The following is a 24,932-nucleotide window of genomic DNA, read 5'->3' as shown; positions in this document are numbered from 1 at the left end:
CGTGTCCGAACCCGCCGAGGCGCCCGGCAGAACACGGCTGCCACTTCCGGTTCTGCCGCTGTCGCTGACCTATCTGGCGGTGGCGCTGAACATGACGATCGCCAGCGTCGCGCTGCCGACGATCTCCACCGAACTGTCCGCGACTGCCGACCAGTTGGCGTGGATCGTGAATGCCACCCCGATGACCTCGGCGGCGTTCATCCTGTTCGCCGGGGCGTGGAGCGACCGTGTCGGCCGCAAGCGCATGCTGCTGCTCGGCAACGTCATCTTCCTCATTTCGGCGCTGCTCTCCGGCATGACCAACAGCGTGGAGATCCTCATCTTGCTGCGGGCGCTCACCGGGCTGGGTTCGGCGCTGGCCATGCCGTCGGCGATGGCCTTGACCTTCGACGTCACACGGGGCACCAGCCAGCGCACCGCGGTGGGGATCATGGGCGGCACCCAGGCGATCGGCGCACTGCTCGGGCCGCTGCTCGGTGGCGCCGCCCTGGTGACCTTCGGCTGGCACGCGGCGTTCTGGTCGGTGGCGCCGATGCTGGCCCTGGCGCTGGTCATGAACGTCCTGTGGCTGCCCAAGGACGAACCGGCGCCAGTGCGGTCGATGGACAACGGCGGCGCCACCCTCACCGCGGTGGCCGGCGTCGCCTTCCTGTATGCGGCCGTCAGCGCCGCCTCCTCGCCGGACCGCTGGGTCTGGATCTCGCTGGGCATCGGCCTGGTCGCCAGCGTGGCTCTGGTGTGGTGGGAGCGGCGAGTGCCCGAACCGCTGTTCGACCCGGCCATCGTGAAGCGGCGGACCTTCCTTATCCTGACGCTGACGGTGTTCCTCGTGCAGTTCACCCTGGGTGGTCTGCTGTTCCTCAACACGCAGTACGTGCAGCTGGTCCTCGGGTTCTCCGCGCTGGCCGCGGGATTGTTCCTCATGCCCGCGCTGCTCATGTGGACGGCCAGTTCGGCCACAGCCGGTGTGACCGCGAAGCGCTTCGGCGCGCGCAACATCACGGCGGTGGCGCTGGTGATCACCGGGATCGGGCTGGTGCTCACCAGTTCCGGCGGCCGCAGCCCGTTCTACCCGGTGCTCATCCTCGGCCTGGTCCTGACCGGCGTGATGGGCGTGGCACCTGCGCTGATGACGCACACGTCGGTGAGCAACTACCCGGATGAGCGGCGCAGTGTCGGGTCGGCGATCAACAGCATGGCCGTGCGGTTCGGGCTGGCCTTCGGAGTCGCGGCCTACGGGACGCTGCTGGCCGTCACCTACAAGGCCGACGTGGCCCCGGCGGCCGCGGGACTGTCCGCGCAGGACCAGTACGACGCCCTGGAGAGTCTCGGTGGCGCGCTCAACGTCGCGCAGCGTGCCGATGTGGCCGGACTGGCCGACGCCGCGCGGGATGCCTACGTCGCCGGCTTCCGGCTCACGCTGGTCGTGGCGGCCGCCGTCCTGGTGGTGCTGGCGGTGATCGTTTGGCGCGGATTGCCCGCGCGGCTGGACAGCCCGACCGAGAAGGAGGAGCAGACATGAACGAGGCCCTTGCCCACTGGCGGAGCCTGCAGTCCGAGGTCCGCGACAGCGCGGCCTGGACGCAGGACCTGATCGACAAGCAGACTGCGGCCGGCCTGGTGTACCAGGGCAAACCGGCGATGCTGGTCGCCGAACCGCAACTGCTCACCGAGGCCGAGGTGGCACAGGACCAGGCCGTGGCCACCGCCGTGGTGGCCGCGCTGGTGGCCGCCGGCCGCCGACTGCTGGCCGAGCCGGCGTTGCAGGACCGCTACACCCCGGGCTGGCTGGACGGGGTGCCCGACGCCGACCTGTTCGCCATCCCTGCCGGTTACCCCGAGCCGATCGTCTTCGGGCGCCTCGACGGGGTGCGCACGCCGGAGGGCCTGCGGGTGCTGGAGTTCAACGGCGGCCTGCCCGGCGGCATCCTGCCGGCCGACGGGTCCGCGGCGCTGCTGGCGGGCACCGATCTGGCCCAACGCTTCGCCCAGGAGTATCCCTTCCGCACCGCGACCGCGGGCGAGGACGTCATCGACGCGATGGTGAAGACCTGGCACGACTTCGGCGGGACCGGACTGCCCTACACCGTCGTGGCGATGCCCACCGAACTGACCGCCATCGCGGCCCCGGCCATCGGCTACCTGACGAGCGTGGCGACGCCGCGGGGGATCGAGATCGACGTCGCCGACCCCGGGGAACTGGTGTTCAGCGAGGGCCGCCTGCGGCACAAGGGCCGGGCGGTGGACGTCCTGGTCCGCGCGTTCTTCACGCCGATGCTCAGTTACCTGGGGGAGCGCCTCGACGGGATCAAGGCGGCGTTGCGCGCCGAGTCCCTGTGCATGATCACCAGCCTGCAGTCGGGGCTGTTCGGACTGAAGTCGCTGTTCGCGATGGTCACCGATCCCGCGGTCGACCTCGGCGTCACCGACGACGAGCTGGCCCTGGCGCGCGAGCACCTGCCGTGGACCCGGCTGGTGGCCGCCGGCCCGTCGACCGACGCCGGCGGCAGCATCATCGACCTGATCGAGTACGTGAACGCCAACCGCGACCAACTGGTCGTCAAACCCACCGAGGGGTACGGCGGGGCCGGCGTGGAACTGGGCTGGACGCACACGCCGCAGTCCTGGCGGGAGGTCGTCGACCGGGCCGCCGCTGGCGGGCATGTGGTGCAGCAGCGGGTGCCGATCCTCACGGAGCACTACACGGTCCTGGAGGAGGGCTTCCCGGTGCGCGGCTTCAACGGCGACCACAACCCCCTGCTGTGCGCGGGCAAGGTCGCCGGCTACTACGTGCGGCTGGCTCCTGAGGGCTCCGGGATCACCAACGTGACCGGCGGCGGGGCGAGTGTGGCGCCGACGTTCATCCTGCCGTGAACCTCACTTCTTGTGCATGCGTGAGCGCAGATCCGCGGCCTTCGCCTCCAGGTCGGTGAAGAAGTCGGTCCCGGTGATCTCCCGGACCGTCTCCTCGCGCTTGGTGGCGTCGATCTCCACACGCAGGCGCTGCACCTCGTTGCTCAACGCCCGTTCGCGAGCGGCGACCTTGCGCGCCATCACAGTGAAGGACTCCGCGAGGTCGGACATCTCGTCGGGGAAGCGCGTGCGCGGCGCGACGTCGAGATCGACGTCGTACTCGCCGTCAGCGATGCGGCGGGTGGCGGCAGTGAGCCTGCGAAGCGGGCGGACCAGCAGGGTGGACACGAACAGCACCAGCAGGATCAGCAGGACGTAGCTGACCGCCAGCACGGGCACGACCTGGGACACCGCCCGCTGCTGGACGTCCTGCACGTACTCCAGCGAGAAGTCCATGCCCACGGCGGCGATGGTGTTTCCCTGCTTGTCGACGATCGGGCTGAAAGCGGAGATCCAGGTGCCGTACGAATCGGTGTTCTGCGGCTCGAACGTCGTCCCCTGCAGCCCCTCGCGCATGTAGGTCAGCGTCGAGTCCGGGGCGGTCCGGGCCACCGGATCCTTGAACGGGCTGCCCGAGGCGACCAAGTAGACCAACTCGTCGCCCTCCAGCATGAACGTGTAGGGGCTGATGGAGGGGATGGTCGCGCGCACCGATGTGAGGTCCTCGGCGATGCGCTGGTAGGCGCCGGTGCGCTTCGGGCGCCCCTCGGTGGGCAGTTCCGCCACCGCGGCGACGGCCTTTTTCGGCAGGTCCCGGGCGGCACCCTCAGTGGCCTCCAGCAGTTGCGCGGTGAGGCGTTTCATCGCCATGTCGCTGGCGTAGTGCACCACCCAGATCGCGATGAACGCGAAGACCACGGTGAAGGCGGCGGCGAACGCGGTCAGCAACTTCCACCGCATCGGGAACCGCCATCGGCGCGGCGTGGGTGACTGGTTCATATCAGCCGCTGGACTGCCCGCCGGCGCCCTCCCGAAGGTGCCCGGCGATCATCCGGATCCCCTCCGACCACGGGTGATCCGGGTGGGTCATGCTGAACAGCCCGGCGGAAGCGTTGATCACCATCTGCGTGGACAGCGGCAGGATCGCCGCGGTCGGAGCGCCGTACGCCTGGTCCATCTGGGCGCGCAGGTCGTCCATGTCCACCGGCTCGGGCACCTTGTTGAGCACCAGCAGCAGGTTCGGCACCGACAGTCGCCGGGCGATGTCGACGGTCACCGCGGTGCCCTGGAAGTCCTGCTTGTCCGGGCGCAGCAGCAGGAGCAGGACGTCACTGACCGTGATGGACAGCATCGTCTCCTCGTTGAGCCCCGGGTGGGTGTCGATGAACAGGTAGTCCAGGTCCAGGCCCTCGGACAGGTCCCGGAACCCCTCGTTGAGTTTGATCACGTCGTAGCCGTCGCGCAGGATCCGCGCGATGTCGGAAGCCCGCATGCTCGCCGGCACGAGGAACAACTGCCCGCCGTCGGTGGCGCCGACCCGGTCGGTGACGTCGTGCACCGCCCCCGTGATGTCGATCCGGCCCCACAGGTAGTCGTCGAGGGTCTGCTCCACGGTCTGGTCGAAGCCGAACAGCGTGTGGATACCGGGGCTCTGGACATCGGTGTCGATGATGGCCACGCGCGCGCCCGCAGCGGTGAGGTTCGCCGCGACGTTGGCGGTCGTGTTGCTCTTGCCCGTCCCGCCGCGGAACGAGTGGACGGAAACAACGGTGGTCACGGTCCGAGTATTCCGCGCGAGGTCCGACGTTGCTTGCCGGTCCCCCCGCGCCCGTCTGCGGATGGCTGAATAGAGTGGGCAGCGATGCCGAAGGAGGCCTGCCGCCGATGAACGCCTTGATCCTGGTCGCCGTGCTCATGCTCATCATCGTCGGAGCGATCCTGGGGTGGGCCGGGGAGATCGGCAAGGGCGGCGAGGCCGCCAAGTCCGGCGTAATCCTAGTGGTGCTGTCGCTGATCGCCGGTTACGTGGTGGCCCTGGCTTCCGGCTCGATCTGAGCGGCCGCGGGGGCCTCGGCCGGTATCGGGGAGAGTTGCCACAGTCGGGGAGCGTTCCAACCGGTCTTTTCCGCCCCCGGGTGTCCGTTTCGCTCCCGGGTGGGGCTGGTTCGGGGTGGCGGAGGGCGCGGCCGGTACCCCCCGACCGCCTCACCGCACGCGCAGCAGCACCTTGCCCAGCGCCCTGCGCTCGTCGAGGTCGGTGAGGGCGGCGGCCGCGTCGTCGAGGTCGTACACCGAACCCACCAGCGGCGACAGGCTGCCGTCGTCAAGCATCGGGGTGAGGACCTCCCACTGCTCACGCAGGAACTCGGGCCGCGCCAGCCAGTAGGCGCCCCAGCCGACCCCGACGACCGAGATGTTGTTGAGCAGCAGCCGGTTGACCTTGACAGTGGGGATCTCCCCGGCCGTGAACCCGATGACCAGCAGCCGCCCTTCCGGTGCCAGGCTGCGCAGAGAATCCGTGAATCGGTCACCGCCCACCGGGTCGACCACGAGGTCCACGCCGCGGCCGCCGGTCGCCGCCGACACCGCTTGCCGGAATCCGTCGACCGGAACTGCCGAATCCGCACCGGCGCGGGTGGCGATCGCCGCCTTCGCCTCGTCTGACACGACCGCGATGACGGTGGCGCCCATGGCCTTTGCCATCTGGATGGCGGCGGTGCCGATCCCGCCTGCCGCACCGTGCACAAGGACCGTCTCGCCGGGCTGCAGCCGGCCGCGGGTGCGTAGCGCGAAATCGACGGTGAGGTAGTTCATCGGAAGCCCCGCGGCCGCCTCCAGGGTGATGGCGTCGGGCAGCGGGAACACCATCCGGGGGTCGGCGGCCACCGCCTGGGCGAAACCGCCGAGGCCCGGGAAGGCCGCCACCCGGTCGCCGGCGGTGAAGCCGCTGTCAGCCGGGGCCGACCGCACGAGCCCGGAGACCTCGCTGCCGGGGATGAACGGTGGGGGTGGTTTGATCTGGTACTCACCGCGGGACAGCAGGACGTCGGGGAAGGTGACACCGGCGTAGTGGACGTCGATGACGACGTGCCCGGGGGAGTCCGGCTCGTCGGCGTCCTGTACCCGCACCGCGGCGGGTCCGTCGAGGGAGGTCACATGCACAGCTCGCATGGGAAGTGAGCCTACCGAGGCCGATCCGCGCAATTACCCCGGGCGCGGCTGACCGATGCGCGCCTGCGGGCTGCCGGGCATCGGGAACCGGCGGAGCGGATCGAAGTCCATGGCAGGCACCGGTGGCGAGAAGAGGAAACCCTGGACCTGGTCGCACCCGAGTTCCGTCAGGCGCGCGGCCTGCTGCTGGGTCTCGACACCCTCGGCGACGACGATGCGGTCGGTGGCATGGGCCATCGCCAGGACGGCCCGCACGATGGCTTCGTCGCTGTCCTGGCCACCGAGCCCCGACACGAAGGAACGATCGATCTTGACGATGTCGGCGGGCATGTGGCGCAACGAGGACAGGCTGGAGTAACCGGTCCCGAAGTCGTCGATGGCGATGTGCAGCCCGCTGTCCCGCAACTCCCGCAGCACGTTCAGGGTGTTGCCGACGGCGTCCACGACGGAACTCTCGGTGACCTCCAGGGTCACGTCCGCAGGGGCCACGCCGTGGGTCTTCAGCAGGCTGTCCACTGTGGCCGGCAGCGAGGCGTCCGATAGTTGCCGGGGCGAGACGTTGATGGAGATGCCCAGCTGCATCCCGGCATCGCTCCAGCGGCGGCTGAGGGCCAGGCCGATGTCCAGGACGCGCAGCCCGAGCGCCGCGATCAAGCCGGTCTCCTCGGCCACGGGGATGAAGGCCGCTGGCGGTAGCAACGTGCCGTCGAGGTCGCGCAACCGGACCAGCGCCTCGGCGCCGACTGTGGCGCCGGTGACCAGGTCGACCACCGGTTGCAGGTGCGCCTCCACCCGGTTCTCGGACAGTGCCTTGCTCAGAGTCTCGCGCATGGCCATGCGCATCTGGACCCGCCGGTCGAGGGCCGTCTGGTAGACCACGACGCGGTCGCGGCCGAGGTCCTTGGCGCGGCTCAGCGCGACGTCGCCTTGTCGCAGCAGCTCCTCAGCGCCGCAGTCCCCGTTGCTGATGGCCACGCCGATGCTGACCTGCATTTCGTGTCGGCGACCGTCCATGGTCAGCGGCGCGGCCACGGTCCGGCGGATGTGCTCGGCGACGTCCGTGACCTGGCCGGCCGCCGGATGCCCGGAGGTGACGATGACGAACTCGTCGCCACCGAGCCGGGCGACGGTGGCGTCCAGCCCTGCCGCGGTGCGGATCCGCTCGGCCATGGCCAGCAGGACCCGGTCACCGGTGTCGTGACCGAACGTGTCATTGATGTGCTTGAACCCGTCGATGTCGCAGCACAGCAGGGCGACACCCGCGGGGATGCGGGTGGTTCCAGGGGCGGCGTGGGACAGCCGTTCCACCAGTGCCTGCCGGTTGAACAGGTCGGTAAGCGGATCGTGTGTGGCCCGGTGGACCAGGCCCGCCTCCGCGGCGCGGGCGTCGGTGATGTCCTGCACGAGTGCGATGACGAAGGGGTCGCCGGCTTCGTCGGCGTCGACCAGCGAACTGGTGACCCGCACCGTCAGTTCCACCCCGTCGTGGCGGCGAACGTGCACCTCGTGCTGCGCCGTGCCGTCAATGAACGCGGTCGGTCCGGGCAACTCGAGGAACGTCACGACGTCGGTGAGGTGGCGCCCCACCATGTGCTCGGGCGACAGGTTCAACAATCGGCCGAAGGCTTCGTTCACCTCGAGCAGCCTGCCGTAGTTCGTGCCGGTCCAGCGCAGTCGCGCGGTCGGCACCGGGGAGTGGCTGAACACCAACTGCAGGAGTCGTTCGCGACGGATCTCCTCTGTGCGGTCCAGGCTGACTCCGCCGACCCCGACGATCTCCCCGTGTTCGTCGCGCAGCGGGAACTGCGTGGTCATGTGCGCGGTCACGCGGCCGTTGACGGTCAGCGTGTTGTCGAACCGCAGCCGCTCGCCCGTGGTGAGAACGTGCCCGTCCTGTTCGCGGAACCTTCGTGCGAGGTCCGGTTCGTAGAGGTCCTCGGCGGACTTGCCGATGAAGTCGGAGGGCTGCAGGCCCAGTTTGTCGGCGAGCGCGTCGTTGGCGTCGACGTAGACGAACCGGTCGGTGTCGGCGTCGTAGCGCTTCAGGAACAGTTGGGCCCCCGCGCCATCGAGCGCGCTGTACAGGATCTCCGCGGATTGTCCCGCCTCCACGTCCTGTATGTGGACCCGTTGTGCGTACACGGCCAGCATCAGCACCCCGAGGCCGGTGACCAGCAGGTAGGTCTGGGCGACGACCAGGGCATGCACCGGGTCGCCGTCCTCGGCGAACAGCCCGATTCCGCGCACGGTGATGAAGGCCAGCCACACGGCGATGCCGTTGAGCAGCGCCGAGGTGACGAAGGGCCCGAAGCGCGCGGCGGCCCATCCCAGCGCGAGCACCAGCAGGAACAGCGGTGTGCTCCCCAGGGTGCTCTGCACGTCGTTGCCGGTGATCGCCCACATCAGCGTCGCAGTGATCGCTATGAGTGCGAGGAGTTCCAGCGTGCGGCGCGTGGGCCGCCACGAATGGGGTGCCTGGAATGTGAGGGGCAGACTGCCCGCAATGATGATGCCGGCGGCGGCGGCGAGCATGGTGCGGGTCCCGCTCGGAGTGAACGCCGGTGGGGTCTGGAACTGAGTGGCGGCCAGGCTGGCCAAGGACGGCACCAGCACTGCGGCCAGTACGGCCACGCCGGTCAGTCGGATCACGTCAGCCGGTTCGGTCAGCCGGCGCAGGCCCATGCCCCAGCCGGAGAAAGCCAGCAGGCTCATGGCGAAGATCCCGGTGATCGTCGTGGCGAGGCCGACGCGCAGCGGGAACTGGAAGGCCAGATGCAGGATCGGTGACCACAGCGCGTACCACAGCATGATCCACACCAGTTGGTGGCGGCCGAGGCGCAGCGTGACCCCGGTGATGAAGCCGAGGCCCAGGGCGAGCAGCGACAGCGGCGATGGGCGCACGATGCCCACCTGGGTGCCGACCGCGACCACGACCGGGATGCCGATCAACGCGGGCAGCAGCGAGCGCAGGGTGCTGGTGCCCGCCGTTGTGCCCATCAGACTCCTGCCCGGAAGTACAGGCATCTGATGCTAGGGGTGGCGGGTGCAGAATGTCCGCTTATGTGCTGTCCGGTCGGTTGGTTGCGGGCCAGTGGGCGCGCTGGTTGCAGAGGGGAGAGACACGGACGCCGGGGAGTGATCGAACCGGTATTTATCGCTCCCGGGTAGTGGTTTGTCTCCCGGGTGAGGCTGGAGGGCGCCGCCAGCGCTCCTCGGTGGCCGCGGGTTTCGTAGGCGGGAGTGGTTCGGACGTTGGGGAGTGAAGGAGACCGGTTGGATCACTCCCGGGTGTACGGATCTCTCCCGGGTGAGGCTGGAGGACGCAGCCAGCGCTCCGCGGCGGACGCGGGTTTCGTAGGCGGGAGTGGTTCGGACGTTGGGGAGTGAAGGAGACCGGTTGGATCGCTCCCGGGTAGTGGTTTGTCTCCCGCCTTTGCCAGCGCCACGACGTTGCGGCAAAGAGGGCACCGCCCCGGGCCGGCACATCGGGCCGTGTTAGGTTCTGGGGCATGTCGCGCCGCACGATGTTGACCTCCCGCCGGGAGATCGACCACATGCGCGTGCACGCGATGTCCTGTCCCTGTTGCTGATCCTCGATCGCCGGACACTTCTCCCGATTTCCGCAGTACCTCTGTATCCGATCCCATTCATCACCAGGAGGAACCATGACCATCCGCTTGGGCGACATCGCCCCCGACTTCACCGCCGAGACCACCGACGGCCCGATCCGCTTCCACGACTGGAAGGACGGGACGTGGGCGGTGTTCTTCAGCCACCCTGCCGACTTCACACCCGTCTGCACCACCGAACTGGGCCGGACCGCTGCGCTGCAGGCCGAGTTCGACAAGCGGGCGGTGAAGGTGATCGCCATCTCCGTGGACCCGTTGGAGTCCCACCAGAGCTGGGCGGGCGACATCGGCGACGTGGGGGGCACCGACTTGAACTTCCCGATCATCGCCGACCCCGACAAGGTCGTCTCGGAGACCTACGGGATGATCCATCCCGGTGAAGGTGACACCTCGACGGTGCGGTCGGTGTTCATCATCGACCCGGCGAACAAGGTGCGTCTGACTCTCACCTATCCGAAGTCGGTGGGCCGCAACTTCGACGAGATCCTGCGGGTCATCGACGCGCTGCAGCTGACCGACCTCGTGCCGGTGTCGACGCCGGTGGACTGGGAGCCCGGGCAGCGGGTCATCGTCGCCCCGACCATCTCCACCGAGGACGCCAAGGTGAAGTTCGGCGAGGTCGAGGAGGTCAAGCCGTACTTGCGCTGGACCCCGCAGCCGCAGGTCTGAGCCGAAGGGTGTGGGGAACCGGCGACCGTTCCCCGCACGCTCCTTCGTCGCGTTGGATGGGGCTCGTGCAGTTGGTTGACGCTCCTCGTCGCCTGAGTGTCAACCAACGGCATGAGCCCCATCCAACTGCATGAACGTCAACCAACGGCATGAGCGTGTGGGCCCCTCTGGCGAGGAGCGCCATCTCGCACCACGATGGTCGTGTGCCCAACCGTCTTGCCGGCGCCCTGTCGCCCTACTTGCAGCAGCACGCCGACAACCCCGTGGACTGGTGGGAGTGGGGTGACGGTGCGTTCGCGGAGGCGGCCCGCCGGGACGTCCCCGTGCTGCTGAGTGTCGGTTACGCCGCCTGCCACTGGTGCCATGTGATGGCCCACGAGTCGTTCGAGGACCCGGGCATTGCGGCGCTGATGAACGAACGGTTCGTCTGCATCAAGGTCGACCGTGAGGAGCGCCCTGACGTCGACGCGGTCTACATGGCTGCGACCACGGCGCTGACCGGGCAGGGTGGCTGGCCCATGACAGTGTTCCTCGACCATCAGCGCCGGCCCTTCTACGCCGGCACCTACTTCCCGCCGCAGCCGCGTGCGGGCACGCCGGGCTTCCCCCTGGTCCTGGAGGCCGTATCCGACGCCTGGCGCGACCAGCGCGCACGGCTCACCGCAGCGGCGGTGCGCATCTCCGAGGCGATCAGCGGCGGGATGCCGCCGGCCGGCACCCTCGACGAGACCGTCGCTGCACGCGCACTCGAGGGCCTGCAGTCGTCGTTCGACACCCGGCACGGTGGGTTCGGTGGTGCGCCGAAGTTCCCCCAGCCGATGGTCCACGAGTTCCTGTTGCGCCACCATGCCCGCACCGGCGACGGGCAGGCCCTGGCCATGGTCGAGCGCACTCTGACGGCGATGGTCGCCGGAGGGATGTACGACCAGGTGGGCGGTGGCTTCGCGCGATACAGCGTCGATGATCGCTGGCTCGTCCCGCACTTCGAGAAGATGCTGTACGACAACGCGCTGCTCCTGCGGGTGTACCTGCACTGGTGGCGGCAGACGGGGTCTCCGCTGGCAGCCTCGGTGGTGGAACAGACCGCCGAATTCCTGCTGGCCGAGATGCGCACGCCGCAGGGGTGTTTCGCCGCGTCGCTGGACGCGGACTCCGAGGGTCACGAGGGCACGTTCTACGTGTGGACCCCCGACCAGGTGAGCCAAGCCGGTGGGGACCCGGCGGCGTTGGGGGTGACGGAGGCCGGGACGTTCGAGCACGGGACCTCGGTGATCCAGCGGCCGTCCGATCCCGACTGGGAACAGGTCCGCCACCGGCTGTTCGAGGTGCGCGTCCAGCGCCCGCGGCCGGCCCGCGACGACAAGGTGGTGCTGGCGTGGAACGCATGGACGGTGTCCGCGCTGGCCGAAGCCGGGGCGCTGCTGGACCGTGCCGACTGGGTGGCAGCAGCTGTGGAATGCCGGGATGCCCTTTGGGCGATCCATGCCGACGGCGCCCTGCTGCGGCGGGTCTCCCGGGACGGGGTGGCGGCTGGTGCGGGCGCGGTGCTGGAGGATTACGCGGCACTGGCAGCAGCGGAGTTCACGCTGGGCGCGGTGACCGGCCTGCCGCTCGATCGGGGGCTGGGCCTGGTCGAGCAGGTGAGACGGGAATTCCTGGCGGCCGGCCGGGACACCCTGGCCACCGACGTGCCCGAGGGGTCGGTCGATATGGCCGACAACGCCACCCCTTCCGGCTGGAGCGTGGCAGCGGAGGTCCTGCTGACCGCGTCGGCCCTGACCGGTGAGGCGGCCTACCGCGCACAGGCCGAGGACGTGCTCGCCCGTGCCGTGCACCTGGTCGACCACCCGCAGTTCTGGGGTCACGGATTGTCCGTACTGGAGGCGTGGCTCGACGGTCCGCGCGAGGTGGCGCTGGTCGCCCCCGCCGGTTCCGCACTGCACGACGCGGCGCTGCGGGGAACGGCGCCCGGGTTGGTGATCGCGCTGGGCGGGCCGTTGTGCGAGGGCCGTCCCCGGGTCGATGGGCGGGACACCGCGTACGTCTGCCGGCAGTTCGTGTGTGAGGCTCCGACCACCGACGAGGAGGTCCTGGCCGGTCAGGTCGGTGGGGTCAGCGGGCGGGGCCCAGCCAGGCCAGCAGGGCGGCCGTGACCTGCTCCGGTGCCTCGTTCTGGACGAAGTGTCCGGCGCCTTCGACGAGCACGATGTCGGGTTCGTTGCCGTAGGCGATCGCGCGGCGCAGGCTCTGCGATGCGATGAGGTCCAGGCCGAGGAACCGGTCCTCGACGCCCCAGATGATGAGCACGGGAGCCGTGACCCGCCGCAGGTGCCGCAGAGCCATGGGTCTGCGCAGGGCGCCGCGGTACCAGTTCACCGGCCCGCGGGCGTCCTCTGGCGTCTGGAACGCCCTCGACGTACGGCGCGAGGTTGTCGTGGTTCCAGGCCTTGCGGTTGTACGACCCGCCGATGAGCGCGCGGGGCATGTGCCGGACGACGAACTTCTCCGGCAGCCGGGGGATCTGGAAGAAGAGCATGTACCAGGACTTGGCCAACTGCGCGGGGTTGGTGGCCACGGCATGCGAGAGCACCGCAGGGGGCGGGCAGTTCAGTGCCACCAGGCGCTCGACGCGGTCGGGGTGCACGTGGGCCAGCGTCCAGGCGACCCCGCCGCCCCAGTCGTGACCGACGACGGTGGCCGTGTCCGCCCCCATCGCCTCGATCATCGCCACGATGTCCTCGGCGAGGTCCGCCGTCGCGTACGACCCGTCGCGCACCGACCCGCCGTACCCTCGCTGATTCGGTGCCAGCACCCGGTACCCCGCGGTGGCCAGCGCGGGGATCTGGTGGCGCCAGGAGACGTTGAGCTCCGGGAACCCGTGCAGCAGGACGACGAGCGGGCCGTCCTCCGGGCCGTCGATCAGCGACTCGAAGTCGCCGCGGGTGGTGTGCAGGATCGCCATGACCCCAGGGTCTCAGTGAGGGCGTCCGCGATCACGGGAAGGATGTCGCCGATGGGCTCGCGGAGCACGACGTCGGCCTGTTCGTCGTACGGGGTCGGGTCGGCGTTCACGATGGCCAGGTGCCGGGCCATGTCAGCCAGCCCGGCGGCGGGCATCACCGTCAGCGTCGTGCCGATGGCCACCAGCAGGTCGGCCCGGCGGGCGGCGTCGATCGCGGCGTCGATGACCGCGGGGTCGAGGCGCTGGCCGAAGGATATGGTCGCGGTCTTGAGGATCCCGCCGCATGCCAGGCAGCGCGGGTCGGGCTCGGGCCGGGCCAGCGTCTCCTGTGTGGGTGTGCGCTGCCCGCAGTCGAGGCACTCCACCTCCCAGATGGTGCCGTGCAGTTCCACCACGTCGACCGACCCCGCCGACTGGTGCAGTCCGTCGATGTTCTGGGTGAGGACCGGACCGAGCCGGCCGACCCGCTGCAACCGGGTCAGGGCCACGTGCCCGGCGTTCGGGCGCGCAGCCCAGGCCGGATGGCTACGCCGGCCCTCCCACGCGCGGCGCCGGACCTCTTCGTCCTCGATGTACGTCCCGATGTCGAACATGGCCGCCGCGCCGGGGTTGCGCGTCCACAGGCCGTTGGGTCCGCGGAAGTCGGGAATGCCGGAATCGGTCGAGGTTCCGGCTCGGTGAGTGCGACCACCCGGTCGCTTCGCCCCCAGAGGTCGATGAGGGCCTCGATCTCGTCCATGCCTTGGCGGGTACGCCGTGGCTTCCGACGAACAAGCCAGCGATCGCCGCCCAGGATGGGCTGACCAGCAACTCGCCCTAGGATGGCACCAGGATGTGACGAGCAGGCCGCCAGCAGGGCGGACATGACCCAACTGCGTCTTCTTGTCCAGTGGGGCAGCAAGGACGCGCTCGATGAACTCGTGCAGTTGGCCGGGGAACTCGGGGATCGTCATGAACTCCAGCGACTGGCGTCCGGGGGCAGCCAGGACGCGCAGGACATTCTCGCTGAGATGGACGAGTCGGAAACCCCCTAGCCGTTCGGCGAATGTTGGTGCCGCGGGGTTGGGTCAACCTCCCGCGGCTCGCGCCAGCGGCTCACCACGCGGGCGGTCACCAGCACCAGCCCCGCGCCGATGCCTCCCAGCAGGAGGGTCACGAGGCCTTCGGCGTCGGGGGAGAGGCTCAGCGCGAACAACTGCGACAGCGCAGGCACGAACAGCACGACGAGGAACGCCCCGATCATGGACAGCACGATCGCCGCGCGGATCGGGTTCATCGGCCGGGCCGACACCGCCAGCACCGTGACGGTGACCATGAACAGTGCGATCGTCGCGTCCGTGCGCGCCTCATCGACGTCTTTCAAGGTCAACGCGACGTAGTACGTCGCGAACGCGGTGGCCGCGGCGATGAGGCCGGAGGGCGCAGCGAACACCATGACTCTGCGGAAGAAGCCGGGCCGGAAGCGCTCAGCATTGGGCATCAGGGCCAGGAAGAAGCCCGGGATCCCGATGGTGAGCGCGCTGATCAGGGTGAGGTGGCGTGGCAGGAACGGGAAGGGGACTTCGGCCACGCCGGTGGCCAGGGCCAGCATCAGCGCGTACACGCTCTTGGTCAAGAAGACGTCGGAGACCCGCTCGATGTTGCCGAGGATGCGCCGGCCCTCCGCGACGACGGCAGGCATGGACGACCACTTGCTGTCCAACAGCACAATCTGTGCCACTGCCCGGGTGGCCGGCGAGCCCGACCCCATCGCGATCCCGAGGTCCGCGCGCTTGAGGGCGAGCACGTCGTTGACGCCGTCCCCGGTCATCGCCACCGTGTGACCGTCCGCGCGCAGGGCGTCGACCATGTCCTGCTTCTGGTCGGGGTTCACGCGGCCGAAGACGGTCGCCCCTGCCACGGCCGCCACGGGGTCCTGCGTGCGCGCGTCGACGGGTGCCTGCGCCCCGGGGACGCCCGCACGCGACGCGATGGCGCCCACAGTGGCGGCGTTGTCACCGGAGATGACCTTGACCGCGACGTCCTGGGCGAGGAAGTACTCCACGGTCTGCGCGGCATCGTCTCGCAACTGCTGGTCGATGACGACCAGCGCCACGGGGGTGGTCGCCGGCAGGGGCGTGTCCGCGTCCACCTCGGTGTCGGCACGGGCGAGCAGCAGAACCCGGGCACCGGTGCCGGACCACTCGGTGGTGTCGACACGGGCGTCGATGACATCAGGCGCCCCGATCACCCACCACACGCCGTCGAGGTCGACCGCCGACCACTTACGGGCAGAGGAGAACGGTACGCTCGCCCGCGGCCGCGGACCGTCCGGGTAGGCCGCGGCAAGCGCGATCATCGTCGGGTTCGGTTGCTCCTCCGCGGCGGCCAGCGCGGACAGCACACCGTCGGGCACGGGTCCGCCGAGTTCGACCACCTTGCGCACTGTCATGCCCGGTGCGGTCAGGGTCCCGGTCTTGTCCACGCACACGACGTCGACGCGGGCGAGGGTCTCCACCGCCGGCATGTCCTGGACCAACGCCTTGCGCTGCGCCAGCCGCAGGACCCCGACGGCCATGGCGATGCTGGTCAGGAGCACCAGGCCCTCGGGGACCATGGTGACGACCCCGGCAATGGCCCCCGGATCGCCTCCGGCAGGGTCTGGTCCGCCTGCAGTTGGCTCCAGGTGAGCAGGGCGCCGACCGGGATCAGCGCATAGCTGATGTACCGGATGAAGCGGTTGATCGAGTCGCGCAGTTCCGAGGCGGTCGGCTGGAACTGGCGCGCCTGTTCGGTGAGCCGCCCGGCGAACGAGTCCGCCCCGACGCGAGTGACCTGGTAGGTCGCGGATCCGGACACCACGAACGACCCGGACATCAGCTCGTCGCCGAGCGCCTTGCCCACCGGGTCTGCCTCGCCGGTGAGCAGGCTCTCGTCCACCTCCAGGCCGGAGGCGTCGAGCACCTGACCGTCCACGGCGATCTGGTCACCGGTCGCGACCACGACGACGTCGTCGACCACGAGGTCGCGCAGCGACACGTCGGTGGGCCGGCCGTCGCGCAAGACCGTGGGCCGCGCCTCATTGAGCAACGACAACTTGGCCAGCGTGCGGGCGCTGCGGTACTCCTGGATGGTCCCGATGAGGGTGTTGAACACGATGACCAGACCGAACAGCGAGTCCTGCCAGGGCGCGACCAGCATCATGACGACCCACAGCGTGCCGATGAGCCCGTTGAACCACGTGAACGTGTTGGTCCGCAGGATGCTGGCCAGACTGCGGCTGCCGGTGTCGCGCACGTCGTTGACCTGACCCGCCGCCACCCGCTCGCGGACCTCGGCCGATGACAGTCCGTGGGTCGCGAGGGAGGCGCTCATCGCTCCACGCTAGTCGGGAGGACCCGATTTAGGACTGGTATGTCGGGCGCCCGCAGGCGTACGGTAGGGGCCACGCGGTGCCGATGCCGCGAGCCCGGGAGGCGACATGTCCACCACTCGAAACCGCTCACTCCGATTCCTGGTCGCCGTCGGTGCCGGCATCGCCGCGATCGCCGCGCCGGCACTTCCGGCCACGGCCGCGCCCGCTCAATGGGCCCCCACTGTCGTCGCGCCCGGTGCGGTGATCAGCGCCTACGGCGACAACTACGGTGCGATCGCCCTGGCCATGACCGGTGGCGCCGTCGGCTGGTCCTACGACTTCGGGACGAAGAGGGGGGCCTTCAGGCGCGCGGTGCGTGAGTGCAAGTCCGCGTCGGACTACCCGTGGACGTGCAAGAAGATCGCCTGGGTGAAGAACGGCTGCCTCGCGGTTGCGGTTCGGTGGGACGGAAACTACGTCGACCGCTATGGCTGGGGTGCGGCTAACAGCAAGCGGCAGGCCTACCTGCGCGCGCTCGACGAGTGCGGCTTCCAGTGCAAGCGGCGGGCGTACACCTGCACGACGCGCTGAGCCCGTCCGCGGTCTCACTCCACCACGGCCACCGTGGGATGGTCGGCACGGCTGAGTAGCGCCATGGTGATGCCGGCGAGCACCAACAGGGCCCCCAGGGCCTGCACTGCCGTGAGCCGTTCGTCGAACCACCACCAGCCGATCGCGGCGGCCCCGACCGGTTCGAGCATGGCCAGCACGCTCACCGTCGTGGCCGGGATCCAGCGCATGGCGGCGGTCTCCGAGGCGAACGGGACCACGGTGCCCAGCGACACGATCCACAGCAGCAGCACCGCCACCGGCACGACCGCTGCACCGAGTGCCGCGGGCAGCGTGATGGGGGTACCCAACGGTACCTGCCAGACGGCCACGATCTGGGGCACGACCAGGGAGGCGGCCAGCCAGCCCACGGCCGCGATGGTGAAGCCCCAGAAGCTCACCACGAACGGGTCGTGGTCGGTCACCAGGCGCTCCCCGACGATGAAGTACACGGCGAAGCACCAGCCCGCGGCCAGTGCGCTGAGCAGACCGATGGGATCCAGGTCGCCGAACTGCGCGCCGGCCACGAACGCCAGACCGGTGAGCGTGACCGCCAGCGCCGGCCACAGGATCGGGCGCACCGGTTGCTTCTGCGCGAAGCGTGCCCACAGGGCCACCCACAGTGGGGCGAGGAACTCGATGAGGATGGCCAGGCCGATGGGGATGCGGGCGATCGCCTCGAAGTAGAAGGACTGCAGCAGTCCCAATCCGACCACGCCGTAGAGGATCAGCCGGGGCCAGTGCGCGCGCGCGACCGGCAGCCGCGCCCAGCGGTGCGTCGCGGCGATGACACCCAGGAGCAGCAGCGCCGCGCCGATCGCTCGCAGTTCGGCCAGTGTCCACGCCCCGATGCCGTCGTCGAGCACGAGCCGGGAGACGCCGGCGTTGATCGAGAACATGACGACCCCGACGAGAACCAGTGCGTAGCCGAACCGGGGATGGCGGGTGGTGGTCACTGGTGGCGCAGCCATCGCCGCAGCACGTCGCGGCCGGTCCGCACCTCCGAGAGCGCCACGGCCTCGTCCTCGCTGTGAGCGATGGCTGCGTCCCCGGGCCGTATTGCACCGCGGGGATCCCGGCGGCGATCAACTGCCGCAGGTCGGACCCGTACGTGGCGCCGTGCACGCGGGCCACGTCGCCGGAGATGTCCTGGTGTGCCTGGGCGAGTCCCCGGACAAGCGGGTGACCGGCGTCAAGACCGGCGGAGGCGAACCGCCCGCCGGGCCATTCGACATGCGCGCCGGTCCCGGTCAGCGCGCGTTCGAAGGCGGCCATGGCGGCACTCAGCGGCTCGCCGAGCCGCACGCCGAACCGTCCCTCCAGAGTCACCTCGGACATCACCGTCGACGCCCAGTCGCCACCGGCGATGCGCCCGACACTGATCGGGTAGGCGATGGGCCATTCCGCCAGGAGCGCGGGGACGTCGGCGGTGCGCTCGGCCTCCAGCGCCCGCAGCCGGTCCAGCACGTCCGGGACCGCGTCCAGCGCGTTGTGCCCGTCCCAGCGGCGCGCGCCGTGGGCGGCCACCCCGGGCAGCGTGATCCGGAAGGTCAGCGAGCCGGCGTTCGCGGGGATGATCGCCAGGGACGTGGGCTCCGGGATGACGCACTGGTCCGCGCGCAGGCCGTGGCGCAGAGCCAGGAAGGCTCCGATACCGCCGTCCTCCTCGCCGCTGACGGCGCACACGGCGACATCGCCCCCCGCCTCCTGCGCGGCGTACATGCCAGCCACGAGCCCGCTCTTCATGTCGACCGAGCCGCGTCCGCCGATCGTGCCGTCTGCCACCGCCGGCGCCGGGCCGCCGGGCACGACGTCGGTATGGCCCAGGATCAGCAGGCGTCCTGTGCTCCCCGGCGGTTTGCCGATGACCCCGGTGACGGTCGCACGAGCAACCTCCATGCCGGGGTACGCCGGGTCGTCGCTGCCGGCGTCGGCCGGGTCCTCCCAGACCTCGACGTCCCAGCCCCACCTGCGCAGGCGGTCGGCCACCCATTGCTGGGCCTGGGCCTCAGCCGCCGTGCCACCCACGGATCGGACCTCCAGCAGTTCGAGCAGGTCGGCGATCATCGGCTCCACGCCTCCAGCCTCCCACCGAGCAGGCGTCCACTTGACACATGTAATGCTATTCAGGAATATGAATGTAGCGAAGGGGAGTATCCGGTGAGGCGGCCCGCCTCATCATGCGGCAGTCGTCACTACGGCGAACGCCCGGTTGTCGCAGACCTCCGGTCCGGGAGAGACCTTCGGCGCACCGATGTGAAGGAGTCCTCGTGATCGTGCCGTGGTGGGCTTGGGCGGCCGTCCTCGCCGTCATCCTGCTCATGCTGGCCATCGACCTGTTCGCCCACCGGGACGCCCATGTGATCGGGGTCAAGGAGGCGGCGGCGTGGTCTGGGTTGTGGGTGGCGCTGGGGGTGGGCTTCGGAGCCGTGATCTGGTGGTGGGCCGGTGCGGAGTTCGCGGGGCAGTACTACGCGGGGTACCTCATCGAGAAGTCGCTGGCCATCGACAACGTCTTCGTATGGGCCATTATCTTCAGCTACTTCGCAGTGCCCCGGCAGTACCAGCACCGGGTGTTGTTCTACGGAGTGGTCGGTGCGCTGGTGTTCCGTGGTGCGTTCATCGCGGCGGGCTCGGCGCTGATCGGCTCGTTCGCCTGGATCCTGTACGTCTTCGGCGCGTTTCTGCTGGTCACCGGGTGGACGATGATCAAGAGGCGCGCGGAGCACCTGGACCCCTCGCAGTCGAAAGTCATGGCGCTGTTCAAGCGCGCGGTGCCGACCACCGACGAGTACCACGGGCAACGGTTCTGGGTCAGGCAGGGCGGGAAGTGGCTGGCCACCCCGCTGCTGGCCGTCCTGGTGCTCGTGGAGACCACCGACATCATCTTCGCCGTGGACTCCATCCCGGCCATCTTCGCGGTGACGCAGGAACCGTTCCTGGTCTTCACCGCGAACGCCTTCGCGATCCTCGGGTTGCGGGCCATGTACTTCTTGCTCGCGGACCTCATGCACCGCTTCGTCTACCTCAAACTCGGACTCGGGCTGGTGCTCATCTGGGTGGGGGTCAAACTGCTGCTGCAGGTGGACGTCTACAAAATGCCGACCTGGCTGAGCCTGGGCGTGGTCGCCGGTATCATCGCCGTGAGCATCGCCGCCAGCCTCTACGTCACCCGACGTGGAGTATCGGCCGCGCCGCTGGGTAGGGTGATCGACGGCGATGGGAGCATGGATGAGCACCGATCAGCGCAGGAAGTGGACGTTCCTGACGAACCACGGCCACGTGCTGGTCTACATCCACCGCAACCCTGAAGCCCGGGTCCGTGACATCGCCATGGCGGTCGGTATCACCGAGCGCGCGGCCCAGACCATCCTGGCCGACCTCGAAGAGGGCGGCTACCTGCAGAAGACGAAGGTCGGGCGCCGCAACACCTACAGCGTCAACGCCCGAGGTGCGTTCCGGCACCCCGAGGAGGCAGGTCAGCGCATCGGCGATCTGCTGAGCCTGTTCGACTAGCCTTGGCCATCGTCGAGCGTGACCCGCTGCCGAGAATCCCGCTGGAAACCCGACAGGAGTTGCACGACTGGCTCGCGGACAACCATGCGGAACACCGGGGCTTCTGGCTGGTCCAGTGGCGATCGGGCACAGGCAGGCCCGCCATCGTGTACGACGACATCGTCGAGGAGTGCCTGATCTTCGGATGGATCGACAGCACGGTCCAGCGCTTCGACGAGCAGCGAAGCGGTATGCGGTTGACGCCGCGCCGGCCCAACGGAATCTGGTCGGCGCTGAACAAACAGCGGTTGGCCCGCCTCGAGGCTGCGGGGCTCATGCAACCCGCCGGTATCCGCGCCGTCGAGGTGGCGAAGGCCAACGGCATGTTCACCTTCCTCGACGACATCGACGCCATGGTCCTCCCTGAGGACCTGGCTCTGGCCCTCGGGGCTCTGCGGCCGGTGTTCGACGGGTTCAGCGCCGGGCGGCGCAAGCAGGCCCTCTACTGGATCAAGTCGGCCAAGCGGGACACGACGCGCGCCGACCGTATCGCCAAGGTGGTGGCTGCCGCTGCGGAGGGGCGCTCCCTGTTCTGAGGGTCCATGGCGGGAGCCAGGGTTCGGCCGCCGGGGCCGGTACCCGGGAGAGATCCGGTCAGCGGGGAGCGTTCCAACCGGCGCAGGTGAGCGGGTTCGGCGGGGGTCGGAGGCCGTAGCTGTACCCGGGAGAGACCCGGTCAGCGGGGAGCGTTCCAACCGGGTTGGATCACTCCCGGACTGTGGTAACGCTCCCGCCTTCGGCTGGAGCGCGCGTTCGGCGTTCGGTCGGTCGCCGTAGCTGTACCCGGGAGAGATCCGGTCAGCGGGGAGCGTTCCAACCGGGTTGGATCACTCCCGGACTGTGGTAACGCTCCCGCCTTCGGCTGGAGCGCGCGTTCGGCGTTCGGCCGGCGGGCCGAGGTACCCCGCCGGCCGGGCGACCGCCTCAGCCCGGAACCTGCAGGACCCGGGCCGACCGGTCGAACAGTGCGGTCCAGTCCATCATCCACGTGGCGATCACCGGTCGCGGATCGCTACCGGTGCCGTGCCAGTCGTCGGGGGCGCTGAGGTAGGCGTCGATGGCCTGCCGCAGGTTGAGCACGGCCTGCGCGGTGGGGAAATCCGGAAGTTGGTGGCTGAACATGGCGGCGTCACTGTCGGCGTCGAAGGCCGGCTGCAGGTCACACCACTGGCCGGTGGCCGCCATCATCTGGTCGCGCACGGTGTTGGTCCCGGCCAGCAGCGGACCCACGAGCAGGTCAGGGATGGCGCGCTGATCGCCTCGCAAGGCCACGATCCCCGCGGCCTGCGGCATCAGCCGGGCGGCGAAATCGACGTGGTGCACGGTGTTGGCCAGCGCGGTCCACCGCTCGAGGGGGACTGCCTTCGGTGGCCGCTGGACGATGGACAGGTCCAGGGCTTCAGTGGCGCGGTCGAGCGCGCTCTTCGAGCGGTTGCGGTACTCGCCAAGCAGGCGCCGGTCGATGGCGCCCCCGGCCATCCACTCCGACGCCGCGACGTAGAAGTCACACGCCGCCTGCATCGCCTCGCGCAGCCGTGGGTACAGGCTCTCCACCACGCCGCGTGGCCACATCAGCAGGCTCACCAGCAGGCTGACGCCGAGCCCGAGGGCGACGTCGATCAGGCGGGCCGCCGCGGTGTCCAGGCGTGCGGGCGTGAGGATGGAGAACATCACGATGACGACGAAGCTGAAGCCCGCCTGCCCGATCGCCAGTGAGAGGGTGCCGGGGGTGTAGGCGGCCCAGAACAGCGCGATGGGGAAGAGGATCCACCACACCGGCGGGTTGTTGCCGATCACCTCGATGAAGATCACGGACACCAGCACGCCGATCGTTGTGCCCACCAGGGCCTGGCGAGCTGTGCGTCCGGTACCCAGGGCATCGAATCGGAGAGCGCTCAACGTGCCCAGCACGATCCAGAACGGGTGTTGCAGTGACACCGTCTTGGCCACGGCGATGCTCAGGGAAAGGGCCACCGCGGAGCGCACGGCGTTGCGGAACCAGGGGGAGCTCCACGACAGGTGCATTCGCAGCCGCTCCCAGGTGGTCGGGGGCCGAACCGGCGCGATGCCTGGCACGCCGGGGAGATCCGCCGGCTGGTCGCCCGGCTTCGGCGACATGATGATGGTCTGGTCGAGGATGCGGGACGCGATGAGGGTGGTGATCCGCACCGGGAACGTGTCCTCGACCTGCTCGCGCAGGTAGGTCGCCGACTGGTCGTGGCGGTGGCGGTCGAGCCAGTCGGCGGTCTCGTCGAGGTTCTCCCCGCGGACATCGAACAGTTCTTGGGACGACAGTGGTGTGCGGTCACCGCGCAGCCGGCCGCCGCATCGGCGCAGGCAGGACGAGGTCAACTGGCACAACCGCGCCGTCATCTCGCGCACCTCCGGATCCTTGTCCTCGCAGACGTCCTCCCAGTGCTGCAGGTAGCGCAGCCGGCTCACTTCGTCGACGAGTTCGGCCAGTGCCCGGTCCGCGGTCGTGACACCCGAGGGGCGCAGGAGGTTGCCGTCGTACTTCGCGTGCAGGGCGACGATGGCGTCGTTCACCCGATCACGGACGGGGTCGAGGTCGGCCGGCCCGGCGCCGTGGACCCACCGCAGGTCGGCAGCGTCCGCAACGGCGTCCAGCACGTCGGCGATGAGCCCGCGGATCGGCTGATTCGGGTGCGCGGGCCACACGAAGACGGCGGCCAGCCCGGCGGCCAGGCCGCCCAGTGTCCACGAGGCGATGTCGGGAAGGACCACGGCCGGGGTCGATGCCGTGAGTGCCAGCACGGTGGCCAGCAGGAGCACGCTCTGCGCGGCGCCGATCAGTCCGCGCAACACGGCCAGCATCCCCACGATCATCGCCACCACTGCCATCGCGGCGATCGAGGTCCAGCGTTGCTGGCCGGCGTAGGCGCCCAGCAGGATCAACGGGATGCCTGCGGCGGTGGTGACCATGTACGCGAAGAACCGCTGGTTCAACGGCCCGCCGAAGTCGGCGAAGACCAGCAGGGACAGGCAGGCGAAGGCCCCCATGAGGGCGCCCTTCTCGACCCACGGGATCTGCAGTAGCAGTCCGAGGGTGACAGGGACGACCAGGGCCACACGGGTGCCCCGGCGCAGCGCGCGACGGCTCGGGTCCTTCGAGATCAGCCACGCGCGGGCCTTCGTGAGCACACGCCGCAGCGTAATGCTCAGACCAGCACGAAGGCTCCGCGAACATCGCCGGACTCCACCCGCTCGAGGGCCCGTGGCGCCTCACCCAACGGGAGGACCTCGTACTGCGTCCGGACACCCGCGGCGGGGACGACGGCGAGGAAATCGCGCACGTCCGCACGGGTCACGTTGGCCACCGACCGCAGACTGCGCTCCCACCACAGGTCGTCGTAGTCCAGTTGCGGGATCCGGTCGAGGTGGATGGCGTTGATGGCCACCGTGCCGCCGCGGTCCACCGCCTTCAGCGCTGCCACGACGACGTCGCCGCTGGGGGCGAAAGTGATCGCGGCGTCCAGCGGCACCGGGACCTGCTGGTCGTAGGTGCCGGCCCACGCCGCACCGAGGTCGCGGGCGCGAGTCACCTCAGCCAGGGAGCGGGTCACGACGTATCCCTCGCAGCCCCAGTGGTTCGCAACCTGGATGGCGATCGTCGCCGACGCCCCGAAACCGAAGAATCCCACCCGGCGGCCCGCGGACTGCGGGCCGATCCCCGCCACCCGCAGGCTGCGGAAGCCGATGACCCCTCCGCACAGCAGCGGTGCGATCGCCACCGGGTCGCCGGCGGGCAGCAGGTGCACGAAGTCCTTGTGCGCGGTCACGAGTTCGGCGTACCCGCCGTCGCGGTCCCACCCGGTGAACGTCGCGGCCTCGCACAGGTTCTCCTGCCCGCGGCGGCAGAACCGGCACGTACCGCAAGCCCGGGCCAGCCACACCAGACCGACCCGCCGGCCGTGCAGAGGCCCGGGGCTGAGCACCTCGCCGACCACCTGATGGCCGGGGATGAGTGGGAGGCGGTGGGGCGGCAGGTCACCGCGCAGGATCTGCAGGTCGGTGCGGCACACCGCGCTGGCCTCGACCCGCAGCAGGACTTCGTCGGGGCCGGGCACGGGGTCGGGCCGCTCGCCGGCGGCGATCCGGTCGATGGCGGTCATGGTGACGGCGCGCATGG

Annotated in this window: 19 protein-coding genes and 2 pseudogenes; 10 read left to right on the top strand and 11 right to left on the bottom strand. The window is 69.7% G+C overall.

What is annotated here, in order from left to right; translation table 11 throughout:
- Window position 1 precedes the first annotated feature (1 nt).
- Window positions 2-1,522 (top strand): MFS transporter, encoded by a 1,521-nt coding sequence (locus IPG68_15815; GenBank protein MBK6764631.1) that lies wholly within the window; start codon window positions 2-4, stop codon window positions 1,520-1,522.
- Window positions 1,519-2,874, top strand: coding sequence for a hypothetical protein (locus IPG68_15810; GenBank protein MBK6764630.1), 1,356 nt, complete (start codon window positions 1,519-1,521; stop codon window positions 2,872-2,874). Before IPG68_15815 ends, IPG68_15810 begins: the two co-directional genes overlap by 4 nt.
- 3 nt (window positions 2,875-2,877) lie before the next feature.
- On the opposite strand, the gene IPG68_15805 is transcribed toward IPG68_15810, so the two are convergent.
- Together IPG68_15805 and IPG68_15800 are read right to left on the bottom strand one after the other, a co-directional pair.
- Window positions 2,878-3,813, bottom strand: coding sequence for a HAMP domain-containing protein (locus IPG68_15805; protein ID MBK6764629.1), 936 nt, complete (start codon window positions 3,811-3,813; stop codon window positions 2,878-2,880).
- 40 nt (window positions 3,814-3,853) lie between these two features.
- Complete coding sequence (locus tag IPG68_15800; GenBank protein ID MBK6764628.1) at window positions 3,854-4,630, bottom strand: MinD/ParA family protein; 777 nt, start codon at window positions 4,628-4,630, stop codon at window positions 3,854-3,856.
- Window positions 4,631-4,737: 107 nt separating this feature from the next.
- Between IPG68_15800 and IPG68_15795 the strand changes: the two genes are divergently transcribed.
- Entirely contained in the window at window positions 4,738-4,908 is a 171-nt protein-coding gene (locus IPG68_15795) for a hypothetical protein (GenBank protein ID MBK6764627.1), read from the top strand.
- Between the two features lie 150 nt (window positions 4,909-5,058).
- Here IPG68_15795 and IPG68_15790 read toward each other — a convergent pair whose 3' ends face one another.
- Both IPG68_15790 and IPG68_15785 read right to left on the bottom strand, forming a co-directional pair.
- The gene (locus tag IPG68_15790) at window positions 5,059-6,024 is read right to left on the bottom strand and encodes an NADPH:quinone oxidoreductase family protein (GenBank protein MBK6764626.1); all 966 of its coding nucleotides are present in this window, start codon (window positions 6,022-6,024) and stop codon (window positions 5,059-5,061) included.
- A gap of 33 nt (window positions 6,025-6,057) precedes the next feature.
- Window positions 6,058-9,021, bottom strand: coding sequence for an EAL domain-containing protein (locus IPG68_15785; GenBank protein ID MBK6764625.1), 2,964 nt, complete (start codon window positions 9,019-9,021; stop codon window positions 6,058-6,060).
- Between the two features lie 668 nt (window positions 9,022-9,689).
- Between IPG68_15785 and IPG68_15780 the strand changes: the two genes are divergently transcribed.
- A complete protein-coding gene (locus IPG68_15780; protein MBK6764624.1) occupies window positions 9,690-10,322 on the top strand; it encodes a peroxiredoxin in 633 nt (210 codons plus the stop codon).
- 203 nt (window positions 10,323-10,525) lie between these two features.
- Window positions 10,526-12,475 carry a thioredoxin domain-containing protein gene (locus IPG68_15775; GenBank protein MBK6764623.1) on the top strand — a complete coding sequence of 650 codons (1,950 nt, stop codon included), beginning with the start codon at window positions 10,526-10,528 and terminating at the stop codon, window positions 12,473-12,475.
- Here the strand turns inward: IPG68_15775 and IPG68_15770 are convergent.
- Both IPG68_15770 and IPG68_15765 read right to left on the bottom strand, forming a co-directional pair.
- On the bottom strand, window positions 12,421-13,284 hold the full coding sequence (locus IPG68_15770; protein ID MBK6764622.1) for an alpha/beta hydrolase: 864 nt from the start codon (window positions 13,282-13,284) through the stop codon (window positions 12,421-12,423). The genes IPG68_15775 and IPG68_15770 overlap by 55 nt on opposite strands.
- Window positions 13,242-13,877, bottom strand: coding sequence for an NAD-dependent deacetylase (locus tag IPG68_15765; protein ID MBK6764621.1), 636 nt, complete (start codon window positions 13,875-13,877; stop codon window positions 13,242-13,244). The genes IPG68_15770 and IPG68_15765 overlap by 43 nt, the downstream gene beginning before the upstream one ends.
- 228 nt (window positions 13,878-14,105) lie before the next feature.
- On the opposite strand from IPG68_15765, the gene IPG68_15760 reads away from it, so the two are divergent.
- A complete protein-coding gene (locus tag IPG68_15760) occupies window positions 14,106-14,318 on the top strand; it encodes a hypothetical protein (protein ID MBK6764620.1) in 213 nt (70 codons plus the stop codon).
- On the opposite strand, the pseudogene IPG68_15755 reads toward IPG68_15760, so the two are convergent.
- A pseudogene (locus IPG68_15755) lies at window positions 14,315-16,638 on the bottom strand (HAD-IC family P-type ATPase). The gene IPG68_15760 and the pseudogene IPG68_15755 overlap by 4 nt on opposite strands.
- Before the next feature lie 106 nt (window positions 16,639-16,744).
- Here IPG68_15755 and IPG68_15750 point away from each other — a divergent pair.
- Complete coding sequence (locus tag IPG68_15750) at window positions 16,745-17,209, top strand: DUF4189 domain-containing protein (protein ID MBK6764619.1); 465 nt, start codon at window positions 16,745-16,747, stop codon at window positions 17,207-17,209.
- Window positions 17,210-17,223: 14 nt separating this feature from the next.
- On the opposite strand, the gene IPG68_15745 is transcribed toward IPG68_15750, so the two are convergent.
- Together IPG68_15745 and IPG68_15740 are read right to left on the bottom strand one after the other, a co-directional pair.
- A complete protein-coding gene (locus IPG68_15745) occupies window positions 17,224-18,198 on the bottom strand; it encodes an EamA family transporter (protein ID MBK6764618.1) in 975 nt (324 codons plus the stop codon).
- A pseudogene (locus IPG68_15740) lies at window positions 18,180-19,294 on the bottom strand (M20/M25/M40 family metallo-hydrolase). The gene IPG68_15745 and the pseudogene IPG68_15740 overlap by 19 nt, the downstream one beginning before the upstream one ends.
- Before the next feature lie 113 nt (window positions 19,295-19,407).
- Here IPG68_15740 and IPG68_15735 point away from each other — a divergent pair.
- Genes IPG68_15735 through IPG68_15725 form a run of 3 tightly spaced genes read left to right on the top strand, consistent with a single transcriptional unit; the run spans window position 19,408 to window position 21,318 of the window.
- The gene (locus IPG68_15735; GenBank protein MBK6764617.1) at window positions 19,408-20,538 is read left to right on the top strand and encodes a TerC family protein; all 1,131 of its coding nucleotides are present in this window, start codon (window positions 19,408-19,410) and stop codon (window positions 20,536-20,538) included.
- A complete protein-coding gene (locus tag IPG68_15730; GenBank protein ID MBK6764616.1) occupies window positions 20,447-20,743 on the top strand; it encodes a MarR family transcriptional regulator in 297 nt (98 codons plus the stop codon). The genes IPG68_15735 and IPG68_15730 overlap by 92 nt, the downstream gene beginning before the upstream one ends.
- Before the next feature lie 2 nt (window positions 20,744-20,745).
- Window positions 20,746-21,318, top strand: coding sequence for a YdeI/OmpD-associated family protein (locus IPG68_15725; GenBank protein MBK6764615.1), 573 nt, complete (start codon window positions 20,746-20,748; stop codon window positions 21,316-21,318).
- Window positions 21,319-21,706: 388 nt separating this feature from the next.
- Here IPG68_15725 and IPG68_15720 read toward each other — a convergent pair whose 3' ends face one another.
- Both IPG68_15720 and IPG68_15715 read right to left on the bottom strand, forming a co-directional pair.
- Complete coding sequence (locus tag IPG68_15720; protein MBK6764614.1) at window positions 21,707-23,944, bottom strand: FUSC family protein; 2,238 nt, start codon at window positions 23,942-23,944, stop codon at window positions 21,707-21,709.
- A 17-nt stretch (window positions 23,945-23,961) separates the two neighbouring features.
- Window positions 23,962-24,930 carry a zinc-binding alcohol dehydrogenase family protein gene (locus IPG68_15715; protein MBK6764613.1) on the bottom strand — a complete coding sequence of 323 codons (969 nt, stop codon included), beginning with the start codon at window positions 24,928-24,930 and terminating at the stop codon, window positions 23,962-23,964.
- Between the last annotated feature and the right edge of the window lie 2 nt (window positions 24,931-24,932).

The organism is Micrococcales bacterium, assembly GCA_016703125.1.
In the GTDB taxonomy this organism is placed as follows: Bacteria; Actinomycetota; Actinomycetes; order S36-B12; family UBA10799; genus JADKAV01.
Note: the sequence above shows the minus strand (reverse complement) of the source record. Positions and strands in the feature narration are given on the sequence as shown.